Genomic DNA, 23,052 nt, shown 5'->3' on the forward strand with positions numbered 1-23,052 from the left:
TCTGCCCACCCCAGAAACAGAGCGCCCCGGAGCCGGCCTTGCCGCTCCGCGGGTGCCGCCTCCCGGGGGGTGCGCCTGGCGCGCAGGGAGGCTGCTCGTTGCCTTCATGAACCACAAAACAGACAGGAGACAGTCATGAAATTCCATGTGTTCAAGGCAGCCGCGACACTTTTGCTCTGCGCGGCGGCCGCAGGCGCCGCGCATGCGCAGGAGCGCACGCTGCGCCTGGTGTCGGCCTTTCCCGAGAACGGCATCTATGTCCACCACCTGCAGGCGTGGATCAAGAAGTTCAACGAAGAAGGCAAGGGCGTGCTCCAGATCAACTTCCTGGGCGGGCCCAAGACCATGCCGCCGTTCGAGGTCGGCAACGCCGTCAAGACCGGCGTGGTGGACATCGCGCTGAACACCGGAGCCTTCTATACCAACGTGCTGCCCGAGGCGGACTTCCTCAAGCTCAGCGAGGTCACCATCGCCGAGCAGCGCAAGAACGGCGCGTTCGAGGCCATTAACGAGGTGTGGAACAAGAAGGGCAACATGCAATACCTTGCCCGCATGGTCGAACACCAGCCGTTCCACCTGTACATCAACAAGAAGATCGACAAGCCGGACCTGACGGGGATGAAGATCCGCATCACGCCGGTCTACCGCGAATTCTTCCAGGCGCTCAACGCCAACGTCATCACCACGCCGCCGGGCGAGGTCTACACCGCGCTCGAGCGCGGGGTGGTGGACGGCTACGGCTGGCCCATAGGCGGCATCTTCGACCTGAACTGGCAGGAGAAGACCAAGTTCCGCGTCGACCCCGGCTTCTACGATGCCGAGGTCTCGCTGATCATGAACCTGCCGGCCTATAAGAAACTGACGCAGCCGCAACTGGCCTACCTCAACAAGCAGCTGCTGGCGCTGGAGGCCCAGAACACCTTCTGGACGCGCTACGCCGAGGAAGAAACCGCGCGCCAGGCCAAGGCCGGCATCCAGACCATCAAGTTCGACGAAGCCACCGCCAAGCGCTATCGCGCCCAGGCCTACGAGGTGGGCTGGGCGACGGCTGCCAAGCAAAGCCCGGAAGTGGCGGCGCGGTTCAAGTCGCTGCTGGCCAAGCAGGTGCCCGGGACCCAGCAATGATCGCACGCCTGTCCGCCGCCTACGGCAGGCTGCTGGCGGTGCTCGCCATCGCCGGCTGCGCCCTGCTGCTGGCCATGATGCTCGTCATCGTGGCCGACGTCCTGTTGCGCAACGTCGCCATTCCCGGCTTGCCGCGCGGGCTGGCCTGGAGCAACGAGGTCTCCGAAGCCATGCTGTACCTGCTCACGCTGTGCATTGCTCCCTGGCTGCTGCGCCAGGGCCAGCACATACGGGTCGACATCGTGCTGCAGGCCATTCCCCGCCGCCTGGCATGGACCCTGGAGTGGATCGGCGACCTCATCGGCCTGGCGTGCTGCCTCGCCATCGCCTGGTACGGCGCGCAGTCGGCATGGGCCAGCTACCAGTCGGGCGCGCTCAACATCAAGACGCTGGTCACCCCCGAGTGGTGGCTGCTCGCGCCGCTGCCGGTCGTGTTCGTGCTGCTGGCGGTCGAGATGCTGTTCCGCATGCACAGGCTGCGGCATGCCGAGATCGGCCCGCGCGACGAAGCGGTGAGCGCATCATGAGCTGGCAGATCGCGGCCTGGATCCTGCTGGGCGGATCCACGGTGCTGCTGTTCATCGGCATGCCCGTGGCGCTCACCTTCATCACTATCAACATCGTCGGCGCCTGGCTCTACATGGGCGGCGAGATCGGGCTCATGCAGCTCGCGCGCAACAGCGTCAGCTCGGTGGCCGCCTTCTCGCTCACGCCCATCCCGCTGTTCGTGCTGATGGGCGAAGTCCTGTTCCATACGGGGCTCGCCCTCAAGGTGATCGACGGCATCGAGCGCATCATCACCCGGGTGCCGGGGCGCCTGGCGGTAGTGGCCGTCGTGGCGGGCACGGTGTTCTCCGCCATCTCGGGCTCGACCATCGCCACCACCGCCATGCTCGGGTCGCTGATGCTGCCCGTCATGCTGGCCCGCGGCTACCATCCGCGCATCGCGACCGGCCCCATCATGGCCATCGGCGCGGTCGACATGCTGATACCGCCGTCGGCCCTGACCGTGCTGCTGGGCTCCCTCTCGGGCATTTCCATCTCCAAGCTGCTGATAGGCGGCGTGATGCCGGGCATCATCCTGTCGGTGGCCTTCGTGCTGTGGATCGTGCTGAGGGTGCGCATCACGCCCAGCTGGGCGCCCGCCGCCGATACCGGCGAGCGGCGCCGCGGCTGGGAGCGCTGGAACCTGTTCGTGGCCTACGTGCTGCCCACGCTGTCCATCTTCGGCGTGGTGGTGGGCGCCCTGGCCGCGGGCTGGGCCACGCCCACCGAGTGCGCCGCGCTCGGCTCGTTCGCCACCATGCTGCTGGCCGTCCTGTACCGCCGGCTGACCTGGGAGGCGCTGGTCAAGTCGCTCAAGGGCACGGCGGCGATCTCGGGCATGATCCTCTTCATCATCCTGGGCGCCACCACGTTCGCGCAGATACTGTCGTTCTCGGGCGCGAGCAACGGCCTGGTGGAGATGATCACCGGGCAGGGCCTGTCCACGGGCATGATCGTGCTGGGCATGATGCTGATGCTGATCTTCCTCGGCATCTTCGTCGACCAGATCAGCATGATGATGATCACGCTGCCCATCTTCATGCCCATCGTCAACGTGCTCGGCATCGACCCGGTCTGGTTCGGGGTGATGTTCCTCATCTGCATGCAGCTCGGGCTCCTGCTGCCTCCGCATGGCCTGCTGCTGATGACCATGCGGGGCGTGGCGCCGCCCACGGTGTCCATGGGGACCATCTTCGTCGCGGTCGTGCCCTATGTGGTGATGAGCCTGCTGCTGCTTGGGGCGGTGTTCTTCGTGCCAGGGATCGCGACCTGGCTGCCGAAGTGGATCGGGTAGCGGCGCGGCCCGGCACCTGCCGGCGCTGACTCCTGGGGGGCAGCGCCGGCAGGCCGTCCCTCCCACATTCTCCGCCAAGCCGTGGCGGCCCAGAAATGAATGCGATCTGCATCATTAATGGGATAATGAGTTCCAGCTATGTGGCTATCGCGCCACCGCCCCAATGCCTACCATCGCTTCGTCCCGGAGAAGTTTCCGGAATAGGAGAACGCGATGGAGGCAGGAGAGGTGCTGGTCCGGTGGCCCGAGGAAGGCGTCGCCCGGGTCCCGTTCCAGGTTTTTTCCGACCGCGAGATCTACGAGCGCGAACAACAGCGGATTTTCCGCGGCCCGGTGTGGCAGTTCCTGTGTATCGAACAGGACATCCCCCAGCCGGGCGACGTCGTGACCTCGTGGATGGGGGAGACCCCGGTAATCGTGGCGCGCGATCATGATGGCGCCATTCACGCGATGGTCAATCGCTGCGCCCACAAGGGCGCGCTGGTCGCGCTCAAGAGCAGGGACAGCGTCAAGCACCTGACCTGTGTCTATCACGCCTGGTCGTACCGGCTGGACGGATCGCTGCGGTCCATCGCTTTCCAGAAGGGCGTCAACGGCAAGGGCGGCATGCCCGAGGACTTCGACGTATCCGCGCACCGGCTGCAGCCGGTGCGCGTGCAAACCTTCTGCGGGCTGGTATTCGGCACGCTGTCGGACGAGACGCCGCCCCTCGGCGAGTTCCTCGGCCCGCGCATGAGCGCGTTCATCGAGCGCAATTACGGGGGCATCGTCCTTTCGGACCGCAAGTGGCATCACATCAGCTATTCGAAGCGAGCCACGTTCAACCTGGACAAGGAGTACCTCACCGCCGAAGTGCATTCGGCCAAGTACGGCGCCAAGCACGGGGATTCCGCGCTCGAAGGTCCCGAGTTGCTGGACGCGTGGGAAGAGTTCGACGACGGCATCACGCACAGCATCCAGACCGTCTTTCCCAACGTGGTGTTCCAGTTCACCCTGAATTCGCTGGCAATCCGTTTTTTCGTGCCCAAGGGCGTGGACAAGACCGAACTGATGTGGATATTCCTGGGCTACGAGCGGGATACGCCGGAACAGTCGGCCATGCGGATCATGCAATCGAACCTGACGGGGGCGGCGGGGCTGGTCGCGCTCGAGGACGGCTGCATCAACGAGTTCGTCCAGCGCGGCACCGTGGGGGGGTAATCCCCAAGGCATATTCGCCGGACGTCATGCTGTCGGCCGTGCGGCTGGTGCTGGCAGGCGGCGTGTTCGTGCCGCAGATGATGCTCTCCGGCATGCCCGCCCAGCCTGCCTTCGCGCAGGCCCCGTCCGCCGAGGCGCCCGGCGCCGGCCGCTCGACCTCCCTGGACCAGCTGCGCGGCCTCTTGACCGAACGGCAGATCGACGTGCTGCGCCTGCTCTCGCAGGGCAAGCCCAACAAGCTCATCGCGCGCGACCTCGGCATCAGCGAGGGAACCGTCAAGATCCACCTGGCCGCGATCTTCCGCGCGCTCGACGTGCGCAACCGGACCGAGGCGGTGGTGGCGGCCCGGGGGCTGGCGGGGTTGTAGGCGGGTCAGGCCAGGCGCCCGGCCATCTCTCGTATCACCGTATGGACGATCGCGCGCACGCAGCGCGCTTCGCCCGCCCGCCCTGCAGCCAAAGCCCGGCGACTGTCCGCGCCTGTTGCTTCGGCTTCGAACGCCTTGCATAAGCTGTCGGCTGCCGAGACGACGCGACGCCGATAAGTGTCGAGCAGGCGTTCCGATGTACCGCGATTTATTCCTAACTCGCCTCCGGCTGCGATCATCAATCGTCGATCGATTTGCGAGAAGCGCTGCGCATCCAGGATGGGCCATGCCAGTCGGGTGGCATGCGGCCAGTCCTGTTTGTCGAAGGCGCGCGATTCGTAGACCGAGGTGCTGACCAGGTCGTAGTGAGGAGCCGGCTGCACGCCGGTAGCCGAAACCAGAAAGCTGAGGTTCTTCAAGTGCGCATCGCCGTTGCCCGTCAGCATATTGAAAACCAGCCAGCTGAATAGCCGGGTGCGCGCGACGGCCGGGCTGCGGCACGCGGCGGCCAGCCGGGCGAGGTTTTCCATGCTCCCCTGCGCATACTTGAAGCTGCGATCCAGCCCCAGAAGCTGGCAGGCATCGATGGCATGAAGGCGGATTGCCTTTCCTTCCCGCAAAGCGCGGTCGAACCGGTCGACGATGTAGACGGGTTCCGGCACGTAGCGTCGGTGTACGGCCGGCACGATCAGCCCGGACTCGGCCGCTAGGCGCATCACGAACCATTCGTTGACGACGCAGTGGGGATAGTCGGGATCCGGATGCTCGGGCTTCAGGATTTGCAGCGACGGCAGGGTGCCCGAGGGCTCATACAGGACATCGTCGCGTATGACGACGGCGAGCTTGTGCTGCGCCCCGGCGAGCGACATGCGCTTGACCGCTCCATGAGTCAGCGCGACGCGCGGCAGCCGGCGGATGCGCTGCGACAACTCCTTGTCGGAAAGGGGGCGCAGGGCATCTTCGGTGTCCTCCTGTGGCGCGCCGGGAGGCAGTAGCGCGAGCGAACCGGCGGTTTCGGCGCCGTAGTAGGCTAGCAGGCCAAAGGCATCTGCCGTATCGAGCCGGGCGTCCGCGGCCAATAGCGTGCGCTGGCCCTCCTCCGGCAGCAGGTTATCGAAGTACCACTGCACCGGGCGTACGGTGGCTCCGTCGACCAAGGGCTCGGGCTGCAAGGGCAGATGCGGGCTCAACGGGTACCGTCCGCCAAAGGCCAGCCAGGCTTCGCTGTATTGGAAGGCCCAGAGGCCGTCCTGTTCGCGAAGCTCGCCCACACGATACTCGTTGATGCTGACGATCAGGGTGCGCGGCATCATCGCCCGTTTCCACGTGCCGCCATATCACGGGCAACTCGCTCCGCCGTGTCGTCCGGTACGTCGAGGATGACTTCGATCCCCAACCCCCTCAACACTTGGAACAGTTTGCCCCACTGGACGGTTTCACCGCCGCGCTCGATCTTGCCGAGAAAGTTCTCGCTCACGCCTATGCTGCCAGCGGCATCGTCCTGCCGGATACCCTGGGCTTTGCGGGCCGAGCGAACGATAGGGCCGAGCTCCTCGGCACTCTTGAGAGTGATTTTCATAGAATCCTCACGATAGTGAGGATTCTATGAAAAGTCAGCCAACTGCACAACAAAATCCTCAAGATTGTGCGGAATTTCGTTGGCGAGTTTCCTTCATGTATGAAGTCCTCGCGATTGTAAGGATTTCACCCATCGACATCCTCCGTTGGGGATGGCCTGCCCTGGGTCAGACGACCCCCCGCTCGCGCATCCTGGCGATGGCGTCCCCGGAATAGCCGTGTTCCCGCAGGATGAGATCGGCATGCTCGCCGGGTGACGGGATCGTCCCCGCTTGCCCGGGAGTCCGGAGAAAACGCGGCGCCGGCGCGGGCTGGACGACCCCCTCGATTTCCACGAACGCCTGCCTGGCGAGGTGGTGGGGATGCCCCGGCGCCTCCCGCATATCCAGGACGGGCGTGACGCAGGCATCGGCGCCGGCAAACGCCGCGAGCCACTGGTCGCGCGTCTTGCACAGGAAGGCGGCGGTCAGCTTGCGCTTGAGCCGCGGCCATCGCTCTTCGTCCCATTGATGCCGGAAGTCCTCGTCATCGGCGAAGCCGCAACCCTCGACCAGCGCCTGATAGAACGGCGCCTCGATCGCCGCCACGGCAACGAAGCCGCCGCCCTTGCAGGCATAGGCCGCATAGAACGGCGCGCTGCCATCCAGGAAGTTGCCGCCTCGCCGGCCCGGGTGCCAGCGCTCCATGGCGGCGTATCCGTACAGCATCGACATCAGCAGCGCCGCGCCATCGCTCATGGCGGCATCCACGACTTGGCCCTGTCCGCTGCGGCGGCTTTCCCACAAGGCCGCCATGATTCCGAAGGCCAGCATCATGCCGCCGCCGCCGAAGTCGGCGACCAGGTTCAAGGGCGGAGGCGGGGGATGCCCGGGATCGCCCATGGCGTGCAGCGCGCCCGACAGCGCCAGGAAGTTCAAGTCGTGGCCGGCCTGGTGCGCCAGCGGGCCGGACTGGCCCCAGCCGCTCATGCGCGCATAGACCAGGGCGGGCCGGGCCTGAAGGCATTCGTCGGGACCCAGTCCCAGCCGCTCCAGCACGCCCGGCCGGAAACCCTCGATCAGTACGTCGGATCGGCGGACCAGGCTCATGACCACCGAAGGGGCGTCCGGATGCTTGAGGTCCATCGCGAGGCTGCGGCGGCCGCGCTGCAGGACATCGGCGTTGCCCGACGCCGCCCGGGGGCGGCCATGCCGGCGATCGATGCGCGTGACGATGGCTCCCATGTCCGCCAGCACCATCGCGGCAAAAGGAGCCGGGCCTATGCCGGCGAACTCCAGCACTCGCAATCCTTCCAGCGGACCTGCCATCTCGGGGTTCCTTGTCGGGGCCGCCGTCTTCATTCAGCCTTGATGCCGGCCTGCCGGATGACGGTATGCCATTTCCTTGTTTCCGAGGCCTGGAAGGCGGCCAATTCCTCGGGCGTGGTCAACGCGACCTCGGCGCCTATCTCCGCCAGCTTCGAGCGCACCTGAGGCGCCTGGAAGGCGCTGCTGACTTCCGCATGGAGCTTCTTGACGATCGGAGCCGGCGTTCCCGCCGGCGCGTAGAGCGCGAACCACGTGTAGGCCTCGTAGCCGGGTACGCCGCTCTCGGCCAGTGTCGGGACGTTCGGCATGGCATGGGTGCGGCGGCCCGCGGTCGTCGCAAGCACGCGGAATTTTCCGGCCTGGATCTGGGGGATGGCTTGCGGACCCAATTCGATCATCATGTCCACCTGTTTGCCCAGCAATCCCAGCAAGGCCTGGCTGCTGCCCCGGTAGGTCACGGGCAGGATCGAGATGCCCGCCATTTCCTTTAGCAGTTCGACGTTGGTGTGTTGCGAGAGCCCGTTGCCGGTCGACGCATAGGTCAGCTTGCCGGGATTCGCCTTGGCGTACGCCAGGAACTCCTGCATGTTCGTGGCGGGCACGTCGGGATGTACCACGAGGTAGCTCGGCATGACGGCGAGCCGCGCAATGGGAGCAAAGTCCTTGACCGGATCGTAGGGCATCTGGCGGATAAGGCTGGGGCTGACGGCGAACGGCCCGGTGGAGCCGATGACCAGGGTGTAGCCGTCGGGCGCCGATTTCGCCGCCGCTTCGGTGCCGATCAGGCCGCCCGCGCCGGTCTTGTTCTCCACGACGACGGCCTGGCCCCACGCCTTCTGCAAGGCTTCGGCGGTCAGCCGGGCCATCATGTCGAATGCGCCGCCGGGAGGCTGCGAGGCGATGATCTTGATGGGGCGGCTCGGATACGCCGGCGGCGCGTCCGCCCAGGACGCCGTGCTGGCGAGCGCCGCCAGTGCTGCTCCTACGCTTCTCATGGTGACCATGGTGTCTCCTCTTTGTTTTGGCCGGCCCGGCCCGCGCAGGTTCGCGAACCTGCCGGGGCGTTCCCGGTGGCAGTCATTCTGCTACCGCACGATCGTGCGAACAATAGAGGTTTCCTCACACGGCGCGACCTGGGGTCACGCTGCGATCGAGGGCGTAGGAGGCTCGCTCGAGACGCGAGCGGGTGTCTACCGCTTTGCCGGCCGCATCTGCTCGATCTGGGCCAGCAGCATGGCGTGCGCAATTTCGCGGCTGCGCGCTTCGGGGCCGGCCAACTGCCGGACCAGCAGCCCGTGAGCCAGCACGAGCAGCTCCTCGGCCTTCTGGTCCGGATCGATGTCGTTGCGGAATTCGCCCGCCTGTTGGCCGTCCCGGATCAGCTTGGCCCAGAAGCGATGCTGGCGCCGATAGCGATCGGCCTGGTGCGCGTGCAGTTCGTCGTTGCGGGTGCTCGAAGCCAGGTAGTTGATCCAGAAACGCCAGAAGCGGTCCTTGGGAGACCGGCAGACGTAGCCTTCGAGAAGGCGCTGCAGCTGTTTCAGCGGCGAGCCCTTGTACTGTTCCCAGTCGTCGGGCAACTCGTAGGCGCTCTCGAGCGCGGCGATCAAGAGCCGCTGCTTGTTTCCGAAGTAGTAGTTGATGGTGCCGGTGCTCAGGTCCGCGGCCTGGGCGATCTTCCGCATGCTGAGATTCTCGATCCCGTTCTCGGAAATGAACTCGTAGACGGTGCCGAGCAGGTGCTTGCGCGTCAGTTCCTGCCCGCGGCGCGACCGGCGTTCGCGTTCGGGCAGGCCTTCCTCGGCGCTCGCCGGTTCCGAGGGGGCGGGAGAGGAGGCTGCGGACTTCTTTCGTGGCGGAGATGCAGGCATGTCGGTGCGGAATGAAGGCGGACGAATTGCTGCGCGTGCCCGGCAACGGGCACGCAACCGATCATACCGTGCGGCGGCCCGCGCCGCGGCGCGGCCGGCGCTCAGCGCAACACGCCGCGGGCGATGATCTCCTTCATGATTTCGTTCGAACCGCCGTAGATCGGGCCGATACGCGCATTGGCGTAAAGCCGGGCAATGGGGAACTCCATCATGAGGCCATTGCCGCCATGCAATTGCAGGCATTCGTCGACCACCTCGTTGCATTGCTGCGTGGCCCAGTACTTCGCCATGGCCGCTTCTTCGGAAACCAGCTCGTTCGCCAGCGCCCGGGTTATGCAGTAATCCACGAACACGCGCGCATGGCGGACCCGGGTCTGGCATTCGGCCAGCTTGAAACGCGTATTCTGCAGTTCGGACAGCCGCTTTCCGAACACCTGCCGCTGGCAGACATAGTCTTTCGCCAGCGCGACGGCGGTCTCCATGTGCGCCACGGCGTTCGCGGCGATGTACAGGCGTTCCGTCGGCAATTGCGCCATGAGCTGCGCGAATCCCCGGCCTTCCTCGGTTCCCAGCAGGTTGTCGACGGGCACCGCCGCGTCGTCGAAGAACAACTCGGCGGTGTCCGAACCCTTGTTGCCCAGCTTCTCGAGCAGCTTTCCCCTGCGGAAACCCGCAAGCCCGCGGGTCTCGACCAAGATGATCGAGGTGCCGCGCGAACCCGGCGCATGGACGTCGGTCTTGGCCACCAGCAGGATCAGGTCGGCGTGGTAGCCATTGGTGATGAAGGTCTTCGCTCCGTTCAACAGGTAGGCGTCGCCCCGGCGATCGGCGCGCGTGCGGATGGCCTGCAGATCGGACCCCGCGTCGGGTTCGGACATGGCGATGGCGCCCACCATCTCGCCGCGCGCCATGGCGGGAAGCCAGCGCCGCTTCTGCGCCTCGCTGCCGTAGCGCAGCACATAATTGGCGACGATGCCGCTGTGCACGGTATTGCCGAAGCTGCCGATGAGCGCGCGCGCCTGCTCGCTGAAGATGACGATGTCATGGGCAAGCGTGCCGCCTCCTCCGCCATACTCCTCGGGAATGCTCGCGCACAGCAGGCCCATCTCGCCCGCCTCGTTCCAGGCTTCGCGGTCTATCAGCATGGACTTCGTCCAATGCTCTTCCCGCGGAGCGAACCGCTCGACGAAGAAGCGCCGCGCCGCATCCTGCAGCATCTGCAGCTCGTGGGTCAACCACGAGGGACGATAGGGCGCGATCATGGCGCCGCCCCGGAGTGCCGGGAAACCTGGCAGAACTGCTCTCGCAAGCGCGATTTCTGCACCTTGCCGGTACTGGTGCGCGGGAGCTCGTCGACGAAGAAAACGTGCCTGGGCTTCTTGTAGCTGGCGATCAGGCCGCGGCAGTGGGCGACGATGGCGGCCGCGTCCGGGGTCGTGCCGCCGGCCAGCTGCACATAGGCGGCAACGGCCTCGCCATACACCGCATCGGGTACGCCGACGACGGCCACGTCCGCCACGCCGGGAAAGGACGCGATCGCAAGCTCGACTTCCTTCGAGTAGATGTTGTAGCCCCCCGACAGGACCATGTCCTTCTTTCGATCGACCAGGTACAGATAACCCTGGGCGTCCAGGCGCCCCATGTCGCCCGTCACCACCCAGCCGTCGCGCAAGGTTTCCGCGGTTGCCTCCGGACGGCCGAAGTACTCGCGCATCGTGGAGTAGACGCCAGGTCGCCCGCTGCGCACCCATATCTCTCCCACCTCGCCGGCGGGCGCCTCGTTGCCGTCCGTGTCCACCAGCTTCAGCTCGATTCCCGGCCAGGGGCGGCCGACCGAGTCCGGGTGGGTGAATTGCTCCCCGGCGTTCAGCCCGGCGATCGCGCCCGCCTCGGTCATGGCATAGAACGAATAGAGCTTCGCGTGGGGCAGCGCGTCCTGCAGCCGCCGCTTCACGTCGTAAGGAAAGGCCTCGCCCGTCACCAGCATGACGCGCAGGGTGGCGAACCGTTGCGGCGCCGCCTCGATTTCCGGCAGCATCATCCTGCCCACGGTCGGAACCATGCCGAACACGGTGATGCGTTCGCGCTCCACCAGCTCCGCCGCCTGGGCGGCGTCGAACTTCGGCATGACCACCATCGTCGCGCCGTGGAGGATCATGTTCATGAGGCGCGCCATGCCGGTGCGATGCGCCAGCGGCGTCGTGCACAAATGCCGGTCCGCCGCGCCCAGGCCCCAGTGATAGCCATTGAGGTAGCCGTTCACGTACAGATAATTCGATTGCGTCAGCACCACACCCTTGGCCCGCCCGGTCGTGCCTGACGTATAGCCGATCATGCAGGCATCATGGTCGTGCGGGACCTCTACGGGGGCGCGGCTGCCCGAGCGCACCAGGTCCGGCAAGCAGAGATCCGCGCCGCCGCGGGCGTCGGCGGCTATGCGGAGGGCGCCAGGGGCATGCCGCCAAGCCTGCTCCAGCGTTGCCTCGGTACGGGCGTCGAAGAAAATCGCCCGGGGAGAACAATCGCCCACGATATGCGCCACCTCGGCGGGCGACAGGGGCGGATTGATCGGCACGGCGATCGCGCCGGCCTTGATGGCCGCGATGAACGCCAGGACGAAATCGATGCCATTGGGCAGGTGTACGGCGACCCGGTCTCCCACTTGCACGCCCGCCGCGCGCAGCGCATGGGCCAGGCGGGTCGTGCATGCATCGAGTTCCGCGAAAGACAGCCGCCGGTCGCCGCACACGACGGCATCCTTGGCCCCCATCGTTGCCGCGTGCGAAGCGAGGAAGGTGGCGAATTTCATTGCTCAGGCCGGTTCGAAAGCAGGGTAGTTGAACTCGTCGGACAGCCGTTCCCACATCAGCTTGACCGGCATGCCTATGCGCACGCCTTCCGGCTCGACGTTGAAGAGGTTCGCCAGGATGCGGACTCCCTCTTCCAGCTCGACATAGGCGCACAGATAGGGCGCCCTGCTTTCGTGGCCGGGCCAGGGCGCGACGGACAGCGTCCATGAATAGACCGTGCCTCGTCCGGACGACTCCACCCACTCGATATTGCGCTTTCCTGTATAGACCGATCCCGAACGCGGAAACCACTGGCACTTTCCCGTGTCCTTGCAGCGTTGGAGAAGGAGGCGTCCCTCGTTCGCGGCATCCCAGAACGGGCGGGTTTTCGCATAGATGTCCGGGCGGGGCAGTGGGCGGGGCGGCAATTTCTTTTCGGTCATGTCATTGCTCCAGAATCAGTACGTTGGAGACGCTCCAGTTCTTGCCGAAGGGAATGACGCCTATGCCCGTGACCATGGCATTGCGCGGATCCTCGACCTGTCTCTCGCCGGCCTCGCCGAACATCTGGCGCACCGCCTCCACCAGGTTCAAACCGCCGCCGGCCAATCCCGGCTGTCCCGCCGAGATCTGCCCGCCTCCCGTATTCAGGGGCAGGTCGCCGCGGTAGCTGAAATCCGTATCCAGGATGAACCGGCTGCCTTTGCCTCGCTCGCAGAAGCCGATTTGCTCGAGCTGCAGGAGAATCGCGATGAGGAAGTCGTCGTAAGGGTGGAACATGCGCACGTCGCGCGCCGACATGCCCGCCTGGGCAAGCGCCTTCGGGCCCGCGAGGGTGAAGCCGCTTTCGGTGATGTCCGCCGTCAGGTCATCGACCTTGTAGTTGGAGACCTCTCCGTAGCCGACGGGATACACGGCCTTCTTCAGGCCCAGGCGCGCGGCGTTCTCCGCCGACGTGACCAGGACGCCGTTGGCGCCGTCGCACACCATGACGCTGTCCAGGACGCGCAGCGGCGTGGACACGAACTTCGACGACAGGTAGTCCTGTTCCGTCAGCGGCGTCTTGAGCTTGGCCGACGCATTGGGGTTGAGCAGGGCGTGATTGCGCTGCGTGACCGCCAGCTTGGCCAGCGCCCCGTAATCCAGCCCATGCTGGTGCTCGTAGCGATGCATCAGCATGCCGAATACGCCAGTCGGCCCGCGCAGCCCCACCGGGTACTGGAACTCCCAGCGTTGTCCGCCCTGTTCGGCCGGAGGGTAGCTCGACTGGGCGTCCGAGGCGATGACGAGCACGGTCCGGCATTGCCCGTCGCGGATCGCGGCAGCCGCTCGCGCGATGCCGGCGATGGTCGATGCGCCGCCCAGGCCGTTGACCTGCGTCCATTGCGTCTGCAGGCCCAGGTGCTCCGCCAGGAATACGGCCCAGAACGGATTGCTCGTCTCGCTCATGGTCTCCGAAACGGCAATGCCGTCGATCTCCGACTTCTCCAGGCCGGTGGCGGCGAGGATCTGGTCCAGCACGTCCGCGGCCAGCTCGTAGGAACTGCGCCCACCGCGCAGGACCACGGGCGTTTCGCCGTATCCGACGATCGCGATGTCTTTTTTCTTGCCCAAGATAGACTCCTCAACGCCCGGTGAAGTTGGCGGCGCGTTTTTCCCGGAAGGCGGCCAGGCCTTCTTCCTTGTCCGACGAGAAGGCCAGCGCGAAGAACGCGTCGGCCTCGATGTTCATGCCCTCGCTCAAGGTGGTGTCGAAACCCCGTTCCACCGCCTGCTTGGTGAACATGACCGAAAGCGGGGCCTGGGCGGACAGGCTTTGCGCCAGCTCGCGCGCCTTGTCGATCGCATGGCCGCGCTCGGCCACATGGTTGACGAGGCGCAGCGACAGCGCTTCGGCCGCGGGAATGCGCCTGCCGGTCCACATCAATTCCTTCGCCAGCGGCTTGCCGATCAGGCGCGGCAGCGTCTGCGTGCCCGCCCCTCCCGGCATGAGCCCCAATCGCGCCTCAGGCAGCCCGAACTGCGCGCCGTCCGCGGCCACGATGATGTCGCATAGCAGCGCCAGTTCGAAGCCGCCGCCCAGGGCGTAGCCCTCCACGGCGGCGATCACCGGCTTGGTGAATTCGGGCAGCGCCTTGAACAACTGGTTGACCTTGCGCTCGCGCTTGCGCCGGCGCCAGAGCTCGAAAATCTCGTCCGGTGCGAGCACCTGTTCGCTGGTGTCCACGCCGGTGCAGAACGCCTTTTCCGAACCGCGCAGGATGACTGCCCGGCACTGGCGGTCGGCCTCCGCCGACGAAAGCTGGCCGAGGATCTGCGCCGCGGTCTGCTCCCGTATGGCGTTCAGTTTGTCAGGCCGGTTGATGGTGATCTCAAGCCAACTGGCACGAGATTCCACAAGAATGTCTTCCATCGCCTTCTTTCTCCGAATGGTGGAGGCACGTTCACGGCGCATGCCGATGCTTGATGCCCGTACGGGGATTCTGGCTCTAATCGCACGATCGTGCAATAAGAAAAGACGAGCGAAGGCGGGCGCGTGAGTTTTCGTCGCGCCACGTCATTTTTTCTGAGGAGTGCGCGGCGCCGCGGTTCGGGCGCCGGCGATGCGCCCCTCGCGGGCGCACCCGGCCGCTATGGGGCCTTACGAACCGGGGGGGGCTATTCCTCCACCCATCGCACGACCTCGTCGATCCGCGCCCGGCTGGTCCGGAAGCCGTTGGCCGGATGCGCGGGATCGGCATAGCCGAACGAAATCCCGCACACGATGCGGCGGTCGTCCCCGATGTCGAAGTGCTCGCGGATGAAGCCGGCGTATTCCGCCAGCGCCGCCTGGGCGATCGTCGCCACGCCCACGCTGCGGGCGGCCAGCATGAAATTGCTCACATATGCGCCGCAATCGACGGCGCCGTACACGCCCAGCGCCTCCGGCGTGCTCACGATGGCGACGTGCGGCGCGCCGAAGAAGCGGAAATTCTCCGCACCCTGGCGGGCGGAGGCCTCGCGGTCGCCACGCTGGACGCCCACGCTGTCGTAGAGCTGGAAGCCGCACTCGCGGCGCCGCTCGCGGTAGACGCCGGCGTACTCCCTGGGAAAGTCGAAGTCGGGATGCGCCTGCGGACGGCTGGCCACGTGGGCGCTCAGCGCCTGGCGAAAACGCTCGGTACCGTTGCCCGAGGTCACCACCACCTGCCAGGGTTGCGTGTTGCACCACGAGGCGGTCCGCTGCGCCAGCGCCAGTATCCGGGTAATGGTCGCCCGGGGCAGTGTCTGCGGCAGGAAGCCGCGGCAGCTCCAGCGCTCGTGCAGCAGTTGTTCGATCGATGCGTTGTCTTCGCCGGGATTAACCATGCGCTCGTTTCTCCTTGCGGGGCACCCGCGCTCGCGGCATGCGCGCGCGGATCCATGCATGCATCATACGGGCTGGGGCCGCTCCCAGCGCCTGGCGACCGCCGCGATGCCGGTTTCCCGCGCCGGCCGCGCGGCGGAAGGCGTGCGCGAGAACCGCGGAGCGGGGGCCGGCTGCGGCGTGCCTTGCACTTCGACGAATGCCTGGCGCGCGGCATGGTGGGGATGCGCCCGCGCCTCCGACAGGCTCAGCACGGGCGTGACGCAGGCGTCGCTGCCGGCGAAGATGTCTTCCCAATCCCGCCGCGTCCGGCGCGCGAAACGCGCCGCGAGCTCGGCCCGCAAGGCCGCCGACCGCGCCGGATCGTGCTGGGCGTCGCGCAGGACCGGATCGACGTCCAGCCGTTCGCACAGCTCCGCAAAGAACGGCGGTTCGATCGGGCCGACGGCCACGTGGCCGCCGTCGGCGGTGGCATAGACGCCGTAGTAGGGCGCGCCGCCATCCAGCATGTTGGCGCCGCGGCGTTCGCGGAAGGTGCCCTTGAGCGCCCCGGACATACATTGGCTCATCAGCGACAGCACGCCGTCGGTAATGGCCGCATCCACCACCTGGCCGCGTCCCGAGCGGCGCGATTCGTACAGCGCGGCCAGGATGCCCGCCACCAGGTAGAGGCTGCCGCCCCCGTAGTCTCCCACCAGGTTGAGCGGCGGCACGGGCGCGGCGTCCGCCGGGCCGATGGCATGGAGGGCGCCCGCGAGCGCGATGTAGTTGATGTCGTGTCCGGCGGTCTGCGCCAGCGGGCCCGCCTGGCCCCAACCCGTCATGCGGCCGTAGACCAGGCGCGGGTTGCGCGCGGCGAGGGCATCGGGCCCCAGTCCCAGCCGCTCCATGACTCCCGGCCGGAAACCTTCGACCAGCACGTCTGCCGCGTCGAGCAGCCGCAGCACTTCGCCGCGCGCGTGGGCGTCCTTCAGGTCGGCCCGCACCACCAGGCGGCCGCGCCCGGCGATTTGCCGCGCGTCGGTGGCCGGCGTCCCGGGGCGGGCGATGGTGACGACCTCCGCCCCCATGTCGGCGAGCAGCATGCAGGCGAAAGGAGCGGGGCCCAGGCCCGCGAACTCGACTACCCGCAGGCCGGCAAGAGGGCCCCGGCAGGGTGCGGCCTCGTCATCGTGATGATTCATCGCCAGTCTCGCGTTCAGGATAAAGCGCCGTCAGCCGTTCCGGCGGATGCGCCACTGCAGCAGCGAATAAGGCGGGGCCGCATCGGGATGGTGCTCGAACACGCCATCGACCGCCGCGCCTATCCGCACCTCCTGCATGGGATCCCCCAGCAGATTGCCGACCATGCGCACGCCGCCCGCGTGGGGCAGTTCGACCAGCACCGCCAGATATGGCCCATGTCGCCTGAGTACCGGATGGGACGGATGCCAGACGCGTTCCCAGCTGTGGATGAGTCCTTTCGCTTCCACGTCACGCCACTCGGGATCGAACCGATGGCAGCGGTGGCATAGCCATTCCGGGCCGAATTGCCAGGCCTGGCAAGCGGGGCAGCGCTGTACGCGCAGCCGGCCCTCGCGCAGCCCTTGCCAATAGGGCGCCGACAGACCGTCGGGCTCGGCAACGGGAATGGGCAGCCCGGCGGGAAGATAGCGGGCATCGCCGGTTTTTCGCGCGTTCATAAGGCGGCCTCCGATCCCAGCAGCAGGTTGCTGGTGGGCGTGACCATCGGCCCGCCGGTGACCAGCGCGACGTCGGCGCGGTCGGCCTGCGCGGTTGCCGTGCCCCGCACCTGGCGCACGGCCTCCAGCACCAGTTCGAATCCCTGCATATAGCATTCCGCCAGGTTGCCGCCGCTGGTATTGAGCGGCAGCCTGCCCGACGGCGCGGACAAGTTGTCCGGCGTCAGGAACTCGTTGGCTTCTTCCGGCCGGAAGAAGCCGTGCTCCATCAGCGCCATGGCCACGCCCGCGGTGAAGTTGTCGTAGCTCTGCACCACCCCGACGTCCTGCGGGCTGACGCCGGCCATGCGGTAGAGCTCGGGGGCCAGCGTGCCGAAATTGGCGCCGGCGTAGCCGGGCGCGTTGTGCGGATCTGCGCCCGCGCGGTATCCCGAGCCTGCCGCGGCGCCCAGCAGGTAGACCGGCTTGTGGGGAAAGTCGCGCGCCCGCTGCCCATCCACGAGGATGAGGGCCGCGGCCCCGTCGTTCTCCATGCAGCAGTCGTACAGGCGGAACGGTTCCACGATCCAGCGCGAGGCGTCGTAGCCGGCTTCGTCCAGCGGCTTGCCATGCATCACCGCGCGCGGGTTCGACTGCGCATGCCGATACGAGGCCAGCGCGATGGCGCGCATCGCCTCCTGCCGGATGCCGTGATCGTGCATGAAGCGGCGTACCCGCATGGCGAAGCGCTGGGGCGGGGCCAATACGCCATAGGGCATCAGGTAGGCCCGTTCGCCGGACACCGTGGCCAGGTCCGCGGATTGTCCGAAGCGCCCGTACTCGCCTTGGGCCAGCGAACGAAAGACCACCACGCATTCGGCCATCCCGGCGCGGATGGCGGCGGCCGCATTGGCGACGGCGGCGCAGCATCCGCCGCCGCCGCCGCCCCATTGCATGGTGGCCGAACGCAGTTGCGGAATGCCCAGCGCGGCAGCGAGCCGGGAAGCGTCGCTGCGCTCGTTGCCGTACGAGGCGAAGCCGTCGATCTCCGTGGGCGCGAGGCCCGCGTCGCGGCAGGCGGCCAGGATGGCCTGCAGCGCCAGCTTGAATTCGGGATCCGGCGATTGCCCGTGCCGGTAGTAGCGGCTCTCGCCTATGCCCGCCACGGCTACGCGGCCTTTCAGGCTGCGGCCGGTCATGATGGCGCTGCTTCGCGCGCGAGAGGGGCCGGGCCGAAGGCGCCCGCGGCGGCGCACGCGTCGAGGCGGTCCGCGCCGTATCCCAGCACGGCGCCCAAGACCTCGCGCGTGTGCTGCCCCACCGTGGGAGCCGGCACGGGATCGGCCAGCGGCGTGGCCGAATAGCGGATCGGCAGCGCGAGATTGGGAACCCATCCCAGCCGGTCGTGGGGGATGCGGGTCAGCAGCTTGCGTTCGCGGGCCTCGGGCGACCGCACCGCCTCGCCTACCGTACGGACCAGCCCGCACGGCACGCCGGCCACCCGCATGCGCGCCTGCCAATGCGTCCAGGGCTCCTTGGCGAAGGCCTCGTCCAGGATGGCGAACAACTCTTCGCGCCTCGCGCTGCGCGCCGCGCCGCTGGCATAGTCCGGATGCTCGGCCAGGTCCGGCCGTTCCAGTACCTGCGCCATCAGCCTCTGGAAGATCTTGTTGCTGCCGCAGTTGATGTAGAACGAGCGATCCCGGGCCCGGAAGGCGCCGGACGGGCAGGTATCCGGGCTGGTATTGCCGTGGCGGCGGGGTTCCTCGCCGCTGAACACGTGCTGCAGCGTGGCGTAGCCCGTCATCAGCACCGCGCTGTCGAACAGCGCCACTTCCACCGCCTGGCCTTGTCCGGTCCGCGCCCGGGCGAGCAGCGCGCCGAGGATGGCATTGGCCGCCATCATCGCGGTGCCGATGTCCATGACGGGCGACAGCGCGCGCACGCCCTCGCGGTCGGGATAGCCGTTCATCGACATGAAGCCGCTTTCCGCCTGGGCGATGGGGTCGAAGCCCAGCCGGTCGGCGAACGCGCCTTCGCGGCCGTAGGCCGACACCGAGCAATACACCAGCGCCGGGTTGCCGTGCCGGCAGCTCGCGTAGTCCAGCCCCAGCCGCTCCATCACGCCGGTGGAAAAATTTTCCACGACGACGTCGGCGGTGGCGATGAGCTCGCGCGCGATCCGCAATCCTTCCGCCGATTTCAGGTCCAGGGCCACGCTGCGCTTGTTGCGGTTGCTCCAGAGAAAGGGGGCGCCCTGGCCGATATCGGGATGCACGGGCGGATACTGGCGGAAGTCGTCGCCGCGCTGGGGCGCCTCGATCTTGATGACCTCCGCCCCCATGTCGGCCAGGATCATGGTCGCGAACGGCCCGGCGATGAAATGCGAAAAGTCGATCACCCGCATGCCCTCGAGCGCGTGGGGCGCCTGCGCGGGGCGCGGCGAGTGCGCGGGGAAATCGGCTTCCAGGTTCTGCAGCATGTATGGGATTCCTTGGGTACGCAGGTCGTGGCCGGCGTCAGTTCTGGATGTTCGCCTTCTGGACCACGGGTTTCCATTGGGCGACTTCGCTCTTGATGATGTCGGTCAACTCTTGCGGCGTGCTGCTGTGCGGCTCGATCCAGCGATCGCGGAACAGCTTGTTCACCTCGGGATTCGCCACGGCCGCCGCCACCGCGCGGTTGAGCTTCTTCACGATGTTGTCCGGCGTGCCGCGAGGCGCCAGCACCCCGAACCAGGCCACGCTCTTGAATCCCGGCACGTCCTCGGCAATGGCGGGCAGGCCGGGGGCCACGTCGGTGCGCTTCTCGGTGCCCACGGCCAGGTAGCGGACCTTGCCCGATGCCAGCATGGTGGCGCCGTCCAGCCCCGTCACGAACGCCGCCTGGATCTCTCCGCCGATGAAAGCCGGCAGCATGGGCGCGCCGCCGGTATAGGGCACGTGCTGCAGCTTCAGGCCCGACAGTTCGTTGAAGTATTCGCCCGTCAGGTGCGAAAGCGATCCCGCGCCCACCGAGCCGAAGTTCATCGTGTTGCCTTGCTTCTTCGCGTAGGCGATGAAGTCCTTCAGCGTCTTGGCCGGGCTGTCGGCGGGCACGGCCAGGATCATGGGCGTCAGCGCTACAGTGGAAATGGGCTGCAGGTCCGTGAAGAGGTCGTACGGGATCTTGCGGGTCAGCGCCACGATGGCGTTGGGGCCGGTGTTGCCGAATACCAGCGTGTAGCCGTCCGGCTCGGCGCGCACCACCTGGTCCGTGCCTATGGTGCCGCCGGCGCCCGGCTTGTTGATCACCACCACTTGCTGGCCCAGCGCGTCGCTCATCGGCTTTTGCAGCGCCCGCGCGAGCTGGTCGGTGGAGCCGCCCGGCGCGTACGGGACAATGATCTGGATGGGCTTGCTAGGATAGTCCGACGCCTGCGCCGCAGGGGCAAGCGATACACAGGCCGCGCCCGCCAGCAGGCGCCAATCGAGTCGATGCGGGATCATGATTCGTCTCCTTGGCGCGGATCGCCCGCCGGGCCCCGCGCTCGTTGTGGATGAGCGGGATTGCTAAGGGATGTAGCCGAAGTCCTGGCCCAGGCGGGCCTTCATCAACTCACGGCCCGCTTCCATCCAGTCCCCGCCCCGCGGCAGGGTGACCGAGATGGCGCGGACCATGAAGAGGTCCGGAGCGTGGACCGACGCGGGGCGCGCCTGCTCGGCGGCCAGCCGCTTCAAGGCTTCCAGCAGGAAGCGACGCGTGCGGGCGATGCCGGTATCGGTGGTGCCCAGGTGTTCCCGGGTGCGGTCGTAGATGGCCGCGACGCCCGATTGGCAAGCCGCGTCCTGCACCCATAGCCCCGGCAGGCCGGCCTTGTACTTCTCTACTTGCGACTGATAGTCGAACTGGTAGGCGTTGCCGCGATTGAACTTGCTCCAGTAGGTGTGATAGGGCACGGTCACGGCGCGGCGCTCGAAGGAGTGCTCGGAGGCATGGCCCGTTTCGCGGCCCTTGTAGCCCTCCTTGAAGACCTTGCGGCTTTTCTCGTAGAAGGTTTGCGTGGGGTGGTACGAGAACATCAGGCAGAGCGTGTGCTCGTCGTCGATCGGCACCCATGCGTGTCCGCTCAGCTCGGGGTACTGCGACTGCGGCGGCACCAGGGTCCAGAACGGCATCAGGAACTGGTTGACCCGCACGTAATTCCTGTCTCCGTCCACCTTGCGCCGCGCGGCGATGCTGATGCCCGCATCGTGCTGCTGGCATTCGAAGGTGGGCATCAGGTCTTGCGCCTGGCGCCATTGGTTCACGGTGCCCCCATCCACCCGGCCGTGCAGGATGGCCGCATGGGCGGAATCGATCTCGCCTTCCAGCGCCTGCAGCCAGTTGCACTCCTGCACGCGCAGGGTCACCACCGACTGGTTTTCGGGCACGAGGTTCCATTCCAGGCCGGGCAGGGGCGGCGGGTCGTCGGCATCGGGCCCCATGTAGGTCCACAGCACGCCATGGCGTTCACGCACCGGGTACGACTTGATCCGCATGCGCGACGGCATGGCGGATCCGGCGGGCTCGGCCGGCATCTCCAGGCATTGCCCGTCCACGCCGAACTTCCATCCGTGGTAGATGCAGCGCAGGCCGTTTTCCTCGTTGCGCCCGAATGCCATCTGCGCGCCCCGGTGGGGACAGGCGTGGTCCACCAGTCCCACGCGGCCGCTGCTGTCCCGGAAAGCCACCAGGTCTTCGCCCAGCAGGCGGACCCGGTAGGGCTGGCCGTCCGCCTTCACGTTGCTGGAAGCGAGGAAGGGAATCCAGTACAGCCGCATCAGATTGCCCATTTCCGTGCCGGGGCCTACCCGGACCAGGCGCTCGTTATCCTCGTGCGACAACATGCCTTGTCTCCTGAAAGTTTGGTTCAACCATTCAAGCAATCTACCAGAGATCCAAGGCCGATGTCCAGGGGGAAGGTGTCGGGAGAATCCCCAGCCGACGGGAGGCGCGCGAAGCCAGGGCTGTGCGGCCGGCGCCGTCGGCGCCAGGCTGCACGAGCCCGCCAGGCCGCCATGGTCATGGATGAGCAGGAAAGGGGAGCGAATCGGCTAGCAGCCGGAATCCGGAGGGAGGGGGCGTTGCGGAGAAGGAGGGTGCCGGAAAGCGCCCGCCCGGTGCCTGTTCACAGCGAGGGCGTTCGTGCGGGCATGTCTGCGGCGGAGGGTATCAGCGGCCGGGTTTCTCCCGCTCGGCCCATTGGTCCAGGTAGCGCGTCTGCAGCCGCTTCAGGTAGCTCGTCATTTCCTTCACCGCGGCATCCGCATCGCGCTTGCGCAAGTGCTTCATCAAGCGGTCCCGCGCCGGTTCGGTGAACGCGTTCTCGCTCGGCCCGATGCGTTCGATGAACAAGCCCATCACTTCCATCACGCCCGCCATGGTGCCTTCGATGATGGGATTGCGCGTGGCCCGGGCCAGGATCAGGTGGAATTCCCGGTGCAGCTTCTGCCGGATGTCGAAGCGGTCCTCGGCAATGGCGCGGCGCGCGGCCTGGATGTTCTCGTCCAGCGCCTTCAGGTCTTCCTCGGTGGCCCGCTCGCACGCCACCCGCACCACGATCTCGCTCAGCCAGATCCGCGCCTCGGTCAACTGCTGCGGAGAAATCGCGCCCAGGTGATAGAGATTGCTCAAGCCGTCGACGATGGCATCCGAGCTGCCATGAAGAATATAGGCGCCGCCGGTGGCGCCCTTGCGCATCTCCAGGATGCCCGCGCGTTCGAGCGTACGCAGCGCTTCGCGCAAGGTATTGCGGCTCACGTTCAGCCGCGCGGCCAGTTCGCGTTCGGAAGGCAGGCGGTCGCCCGGCTTGAGCCGGCCCTGCGCGACCATGTCGCGTATCTGTGTTTCGATCTCGTCGACGGCGCGGGGCGCGGCGATGGCGGCGAACTCGACCGCGGCGGTGGGAGATTTCATGAAGAAAGGGATTGGGTCAGTGGCCCAAGC

The 23,052-nt window shown here is 66.9% G+C and carries 23 protein-coding genes; 5 read left to right on the forward strand and 18 right to left on the reverse strand.

Translation table 11 applies throughout. The features are described from left to right. Positions 1–135: 135 nt before the first annotated feature. From dctP to CDO44_RS12775, 5 genes are all read left to right on the forward strand, one after another. Positions 136–1,125: a TRAP transporter substrate-binding protein DctP gene (gene dctP, locus CDO44_RS12755; RefSeq protein WP_087780578.1), complete on the forward strand. Its 990-nt coding sequence runs from the start codon at positions 136–138 to the stop codon at positions 1,123–1,125. After that, complete coding sequence (locus tag CDO44_RS12760) at positions 1,122–1,652, forward strand: TRAP transporter small permease (RefSeq protein WP_233146162.1); 531 nt, start codon at positions 1,122–1,124, stop codon at positions 1,650–1,652. The genes dctP and CDO44_RS12760 overlap by 4 nt, the downstream gene beginning before the upstream one ends. Next, positions 1,649–2,965 (forward strand): TRAP transporter large permease, encoded by a 1,317-nt coding sequence (locus CDO44_RS12765; RefSeq protein WP_087780579.1) that lies wholly within the window; start codon positions 1,649–1,651, stop codon positions 2,963–2,965. The genes CDO44_RS12760 and CDO44_RS12765 overlap by 4 nt, the downstream gene beginning before the upstream one ends. A gap of 213 nt (positions 2,966–3,178) precedes the next feature. Next, positions 3,179–4,165 (forward strand): Rieske 2Fe-2S domain-containing protein, encoded by a 987-nt coding sequence (locus CDO44_RS12770; protein ID WP_087780580.1) that lies wholly within the window; start codon positions 3,179–3,181, stop codon positions 4,163–4,165. A 26-nt stretch (positions 4,166–4,191) separates the two neighbouring features. Then, positions 4,192–4,533, forward strand: coding sequence for a response regulator transcription factor (locus CDO44_RS12775; RefSeq protein ID WP_087780581.1), 342 nt, complete (start codon positions 4,192–4,194; stop codon positions 4,531–4,533). 5 nt (positions 4,534–4,538) lie between these two features. Here the strand turns inward: CDO44_RS12775 and CDO44_RS12780 are convergent, their stop codons facing one another. The 18 genes from CDO44_RS12780 to CDO44_RS12865 form a co-directional block, all read right to left on the reverse strand. Next, positions 4,539–5,846, reverse strand: a complete 1,308-nt coding sequence (locus CDO44_RS12780) for a HipA domain-containing protein (RefSeq protein WP_198951355.1) — start codon at positions 5,844–5,846, stop codon at positions 4,539–4,541. Beyond that, a complete protein-coding gene (locus CDO44_RS12785; protein WP_087780582.1) occupies positions 5,843–6,112 on the reverse strand; it encodes a helix-turn-helix domain-containing protein in 270 nt (89 codons plus the stop codon). Before CDO44_RS12785 ends, CDO44_RS12780 begins: the two co-directional genes overlap by 4 nt. A 166-nt stretch (positions 6,113–6,278) precedes the next feature. Next, a complete protein-coding gene (locus tag CDO44_RS12790) occupies positions 6,279–7,418 on the reverse strand; it encodes a CaiB/BaiF CoA-transferase family protein (protein WP_087780583.1) in 1,140 nt (379 codons plus the stop codon). Positions 7,419–7,447: 29 nt separating this feature from the next. Further along, positions 7,448–8,422: a tripartite tricarboxylate transporter substrate binding protein gene (locus tag CDO44_RS12795; protein WP_087780584.1), complete on the reverse strand. Its 975-nt coding sequence runs from the start codon at positions 8,420–8,422 to the stop codon at positions 7,448–7,450. Between the two features lie 186 nt (positions 8,423–8,608). Next, positions 8,609–9,289, reverse strand: coding sequence for a TetR/AcrR family transcriptional regulator (locus tag CDO44_RS12800; RefSeq protein ID WP_087780585.1), 681 nt, complete (start codon positions 9,287–9,289; stop codon positions 8,609–8,611). A gap of 101 nt (positions 9,290–9,390) precedes the next feature. Beyond that, positions 9,391–10,551, reverse strand: coding sequence for an acyl-CoA dehydrogenase family protein (locus tag CDO44_RS12805; RefSeq protein WP_087780586.1), 1,161 nt, complete (start codon positions 10,549–10,551; stop codon positions 9,391–9,393). Further along, complete coding sequence (locus tag CDO44_RS12810; protein WP_087780587.1) at positions 10,548–12,098, reverse strand: class I adenylate-forming enzyme family protein; 1,551 nt, start codon at positions 12,096–12,098, stop codon at positions 10,548–10,550. Before CDO44_RS12810 ends, CDO44_RS12805 begins: the two co-directional genes overlap by 4 nt. A 3-nt stretch (positions 12,099–12,101) precedes the next feature. Beyond that, positions 12,102–12,521, reverse strand: a complete 420-nt coding sequence (locus CDO44_RS12815) for a Zn-ribbon domain-containing OB-fold protein (protein WP_087780588.1) — start codon at positions 12,519–12,521, stop codon at positions 12,102–12,104. Between the two features lies 1 nt (position 12,522). Next, on the reverse strand, positions 12,523–13,692 hold the full coding sequence (locus CDO44_RS12820) for a thiolase family protein (RefSeq protein WP_198951356.1): 1,170 nt from the start codon (positions 13,690–13,692) through the stop codon (positions 12,523–12,525). Positions 13,693–13,702: 10 nt separating this feature from the next. Beyond that, entirely contained in the window at positions 13,703–14,491 is a 789-nt protein-coding gene (locus CDO44_RS12825) for an enoyl-CoA hydratase/isomerase family protein (RefSeq protein ID WP_198951357.1), read from the reverse strand. Between the two features lie 245 nt (positions 14,492–14,736). Further along, positions 14,737–15,426, reverse strand: a complete 690-nt coding sequence (locus CDO44_RS12830) for a nitroreductase (protein WP_087780591.1) — start codon at positions 15,424–15,426, stop codon at positions 14,737–14,739. A 63-nt stretch (positions 15,427–15,489) separates the two neighbouring features. Next, the gene (locus CDO44_RS12835) at positions 15,490–16,608 is read right to left on the reverse strand and encodes a CaiB/BaiF CoA-transferase family protein (protein ID WP_087780592.1); all 1,119 of its coding nucleotides are present in this window, start codon (positions 16,606–16,608) and stop codon (positions 15,490–15,492) included. Between the two features lie 30 nt (positions 16,609–16,638). Then, positions 16,639–17,106 (reverse strand): Zn-ribbon domain-containing OB-fold protein, encoded by a 468-nt coding sequence (locus tag CDO44_RS12840; RefSeq protein ID WP_087780593.1) that lies wholly within the window; start codon positions 17,104–17,106, stop codon positions 16,639–16,641. After that, on the reverse strand, positions 17,103–18,284 hold the full coding sequence (locus CDO44_RS12845) for an acetyl-CoA acetyltransferase (protein ID WP_087780594.1): 1,182 nt from the start codon (positions 18,282–18,284) through the stop codon (positions 17,103–17,105). Before CDO44_RS12845 ends, CDO44_RS12840 begins: the two co-directional genes overlap by 4 nt. After that, positions 18,281–19,567, reverse strand: coding sequence for a CaiB/BaiF CoA-transferase family protein (locus CDO44_RS12850; RefSeq protein ID WP_087780595.1), 1,287 nt, complete (start codon positions 19,565–19,567; stop codon positions 18,281–18,283). Before CDO44_RS12850 ends, CDO44_RS12845 begins: the two co-directional genes overlap by 4 nt. A gap of 37 nt (positions 19,568–19,604) precedes the next feature. Further along, positions 19,605–20,573, reverse strand: a complete 969-nt coding sequence (locus CDO44_RS12855; protein WP_087780596.1) for a tripartite tricarboxylate transporter substrate binding protein — start codon at positions 20,571–20,573, stop codon at positions 19,605–19,607. A 63-nt stretch (positions 20,574–20,636) separates the two neighbouring features. Then, on the reverse strand, positions 20,637–21,953 hold the full coding sequence (locus CDO44_RS12860; RefSeq protein ID WP_087780597.1) for a Rieske 2Fe-2S domain-containing protein: 1,317 nt from the start codon (positions 21,951–21,953) through the stop codon (positions 20,637–20,639). A gap of 325 nt (positions 21,954–22,278) precedes the next feature. Beyond that, the gene (locus CDO44_RS12865) at positions 22,279–23,022 is read right to left on the reverse strand and encodes a FadR/GntR family transcriptional regulator (protein ID WP_087780598.1); all 744 of its coding nucleotides are present in this window, start codon (positions 23,020–23,022) and stop codon (positions 22,279–22,281) included. Positions 23,023–23,052 lie beyond the last annotated feature (30 nt).

It is taken from the genome of Pigmentiphaga sp. NML080357 (assembly GCF_002188465.1).
In the GTDB taxonomy this organism is placed as follows: domain Bacteria; phylum Pseudomonadota; class Gammaproteobacteria; order Burkholderiales; family Burkholderiaceae_B; genus Pigmentiphaga.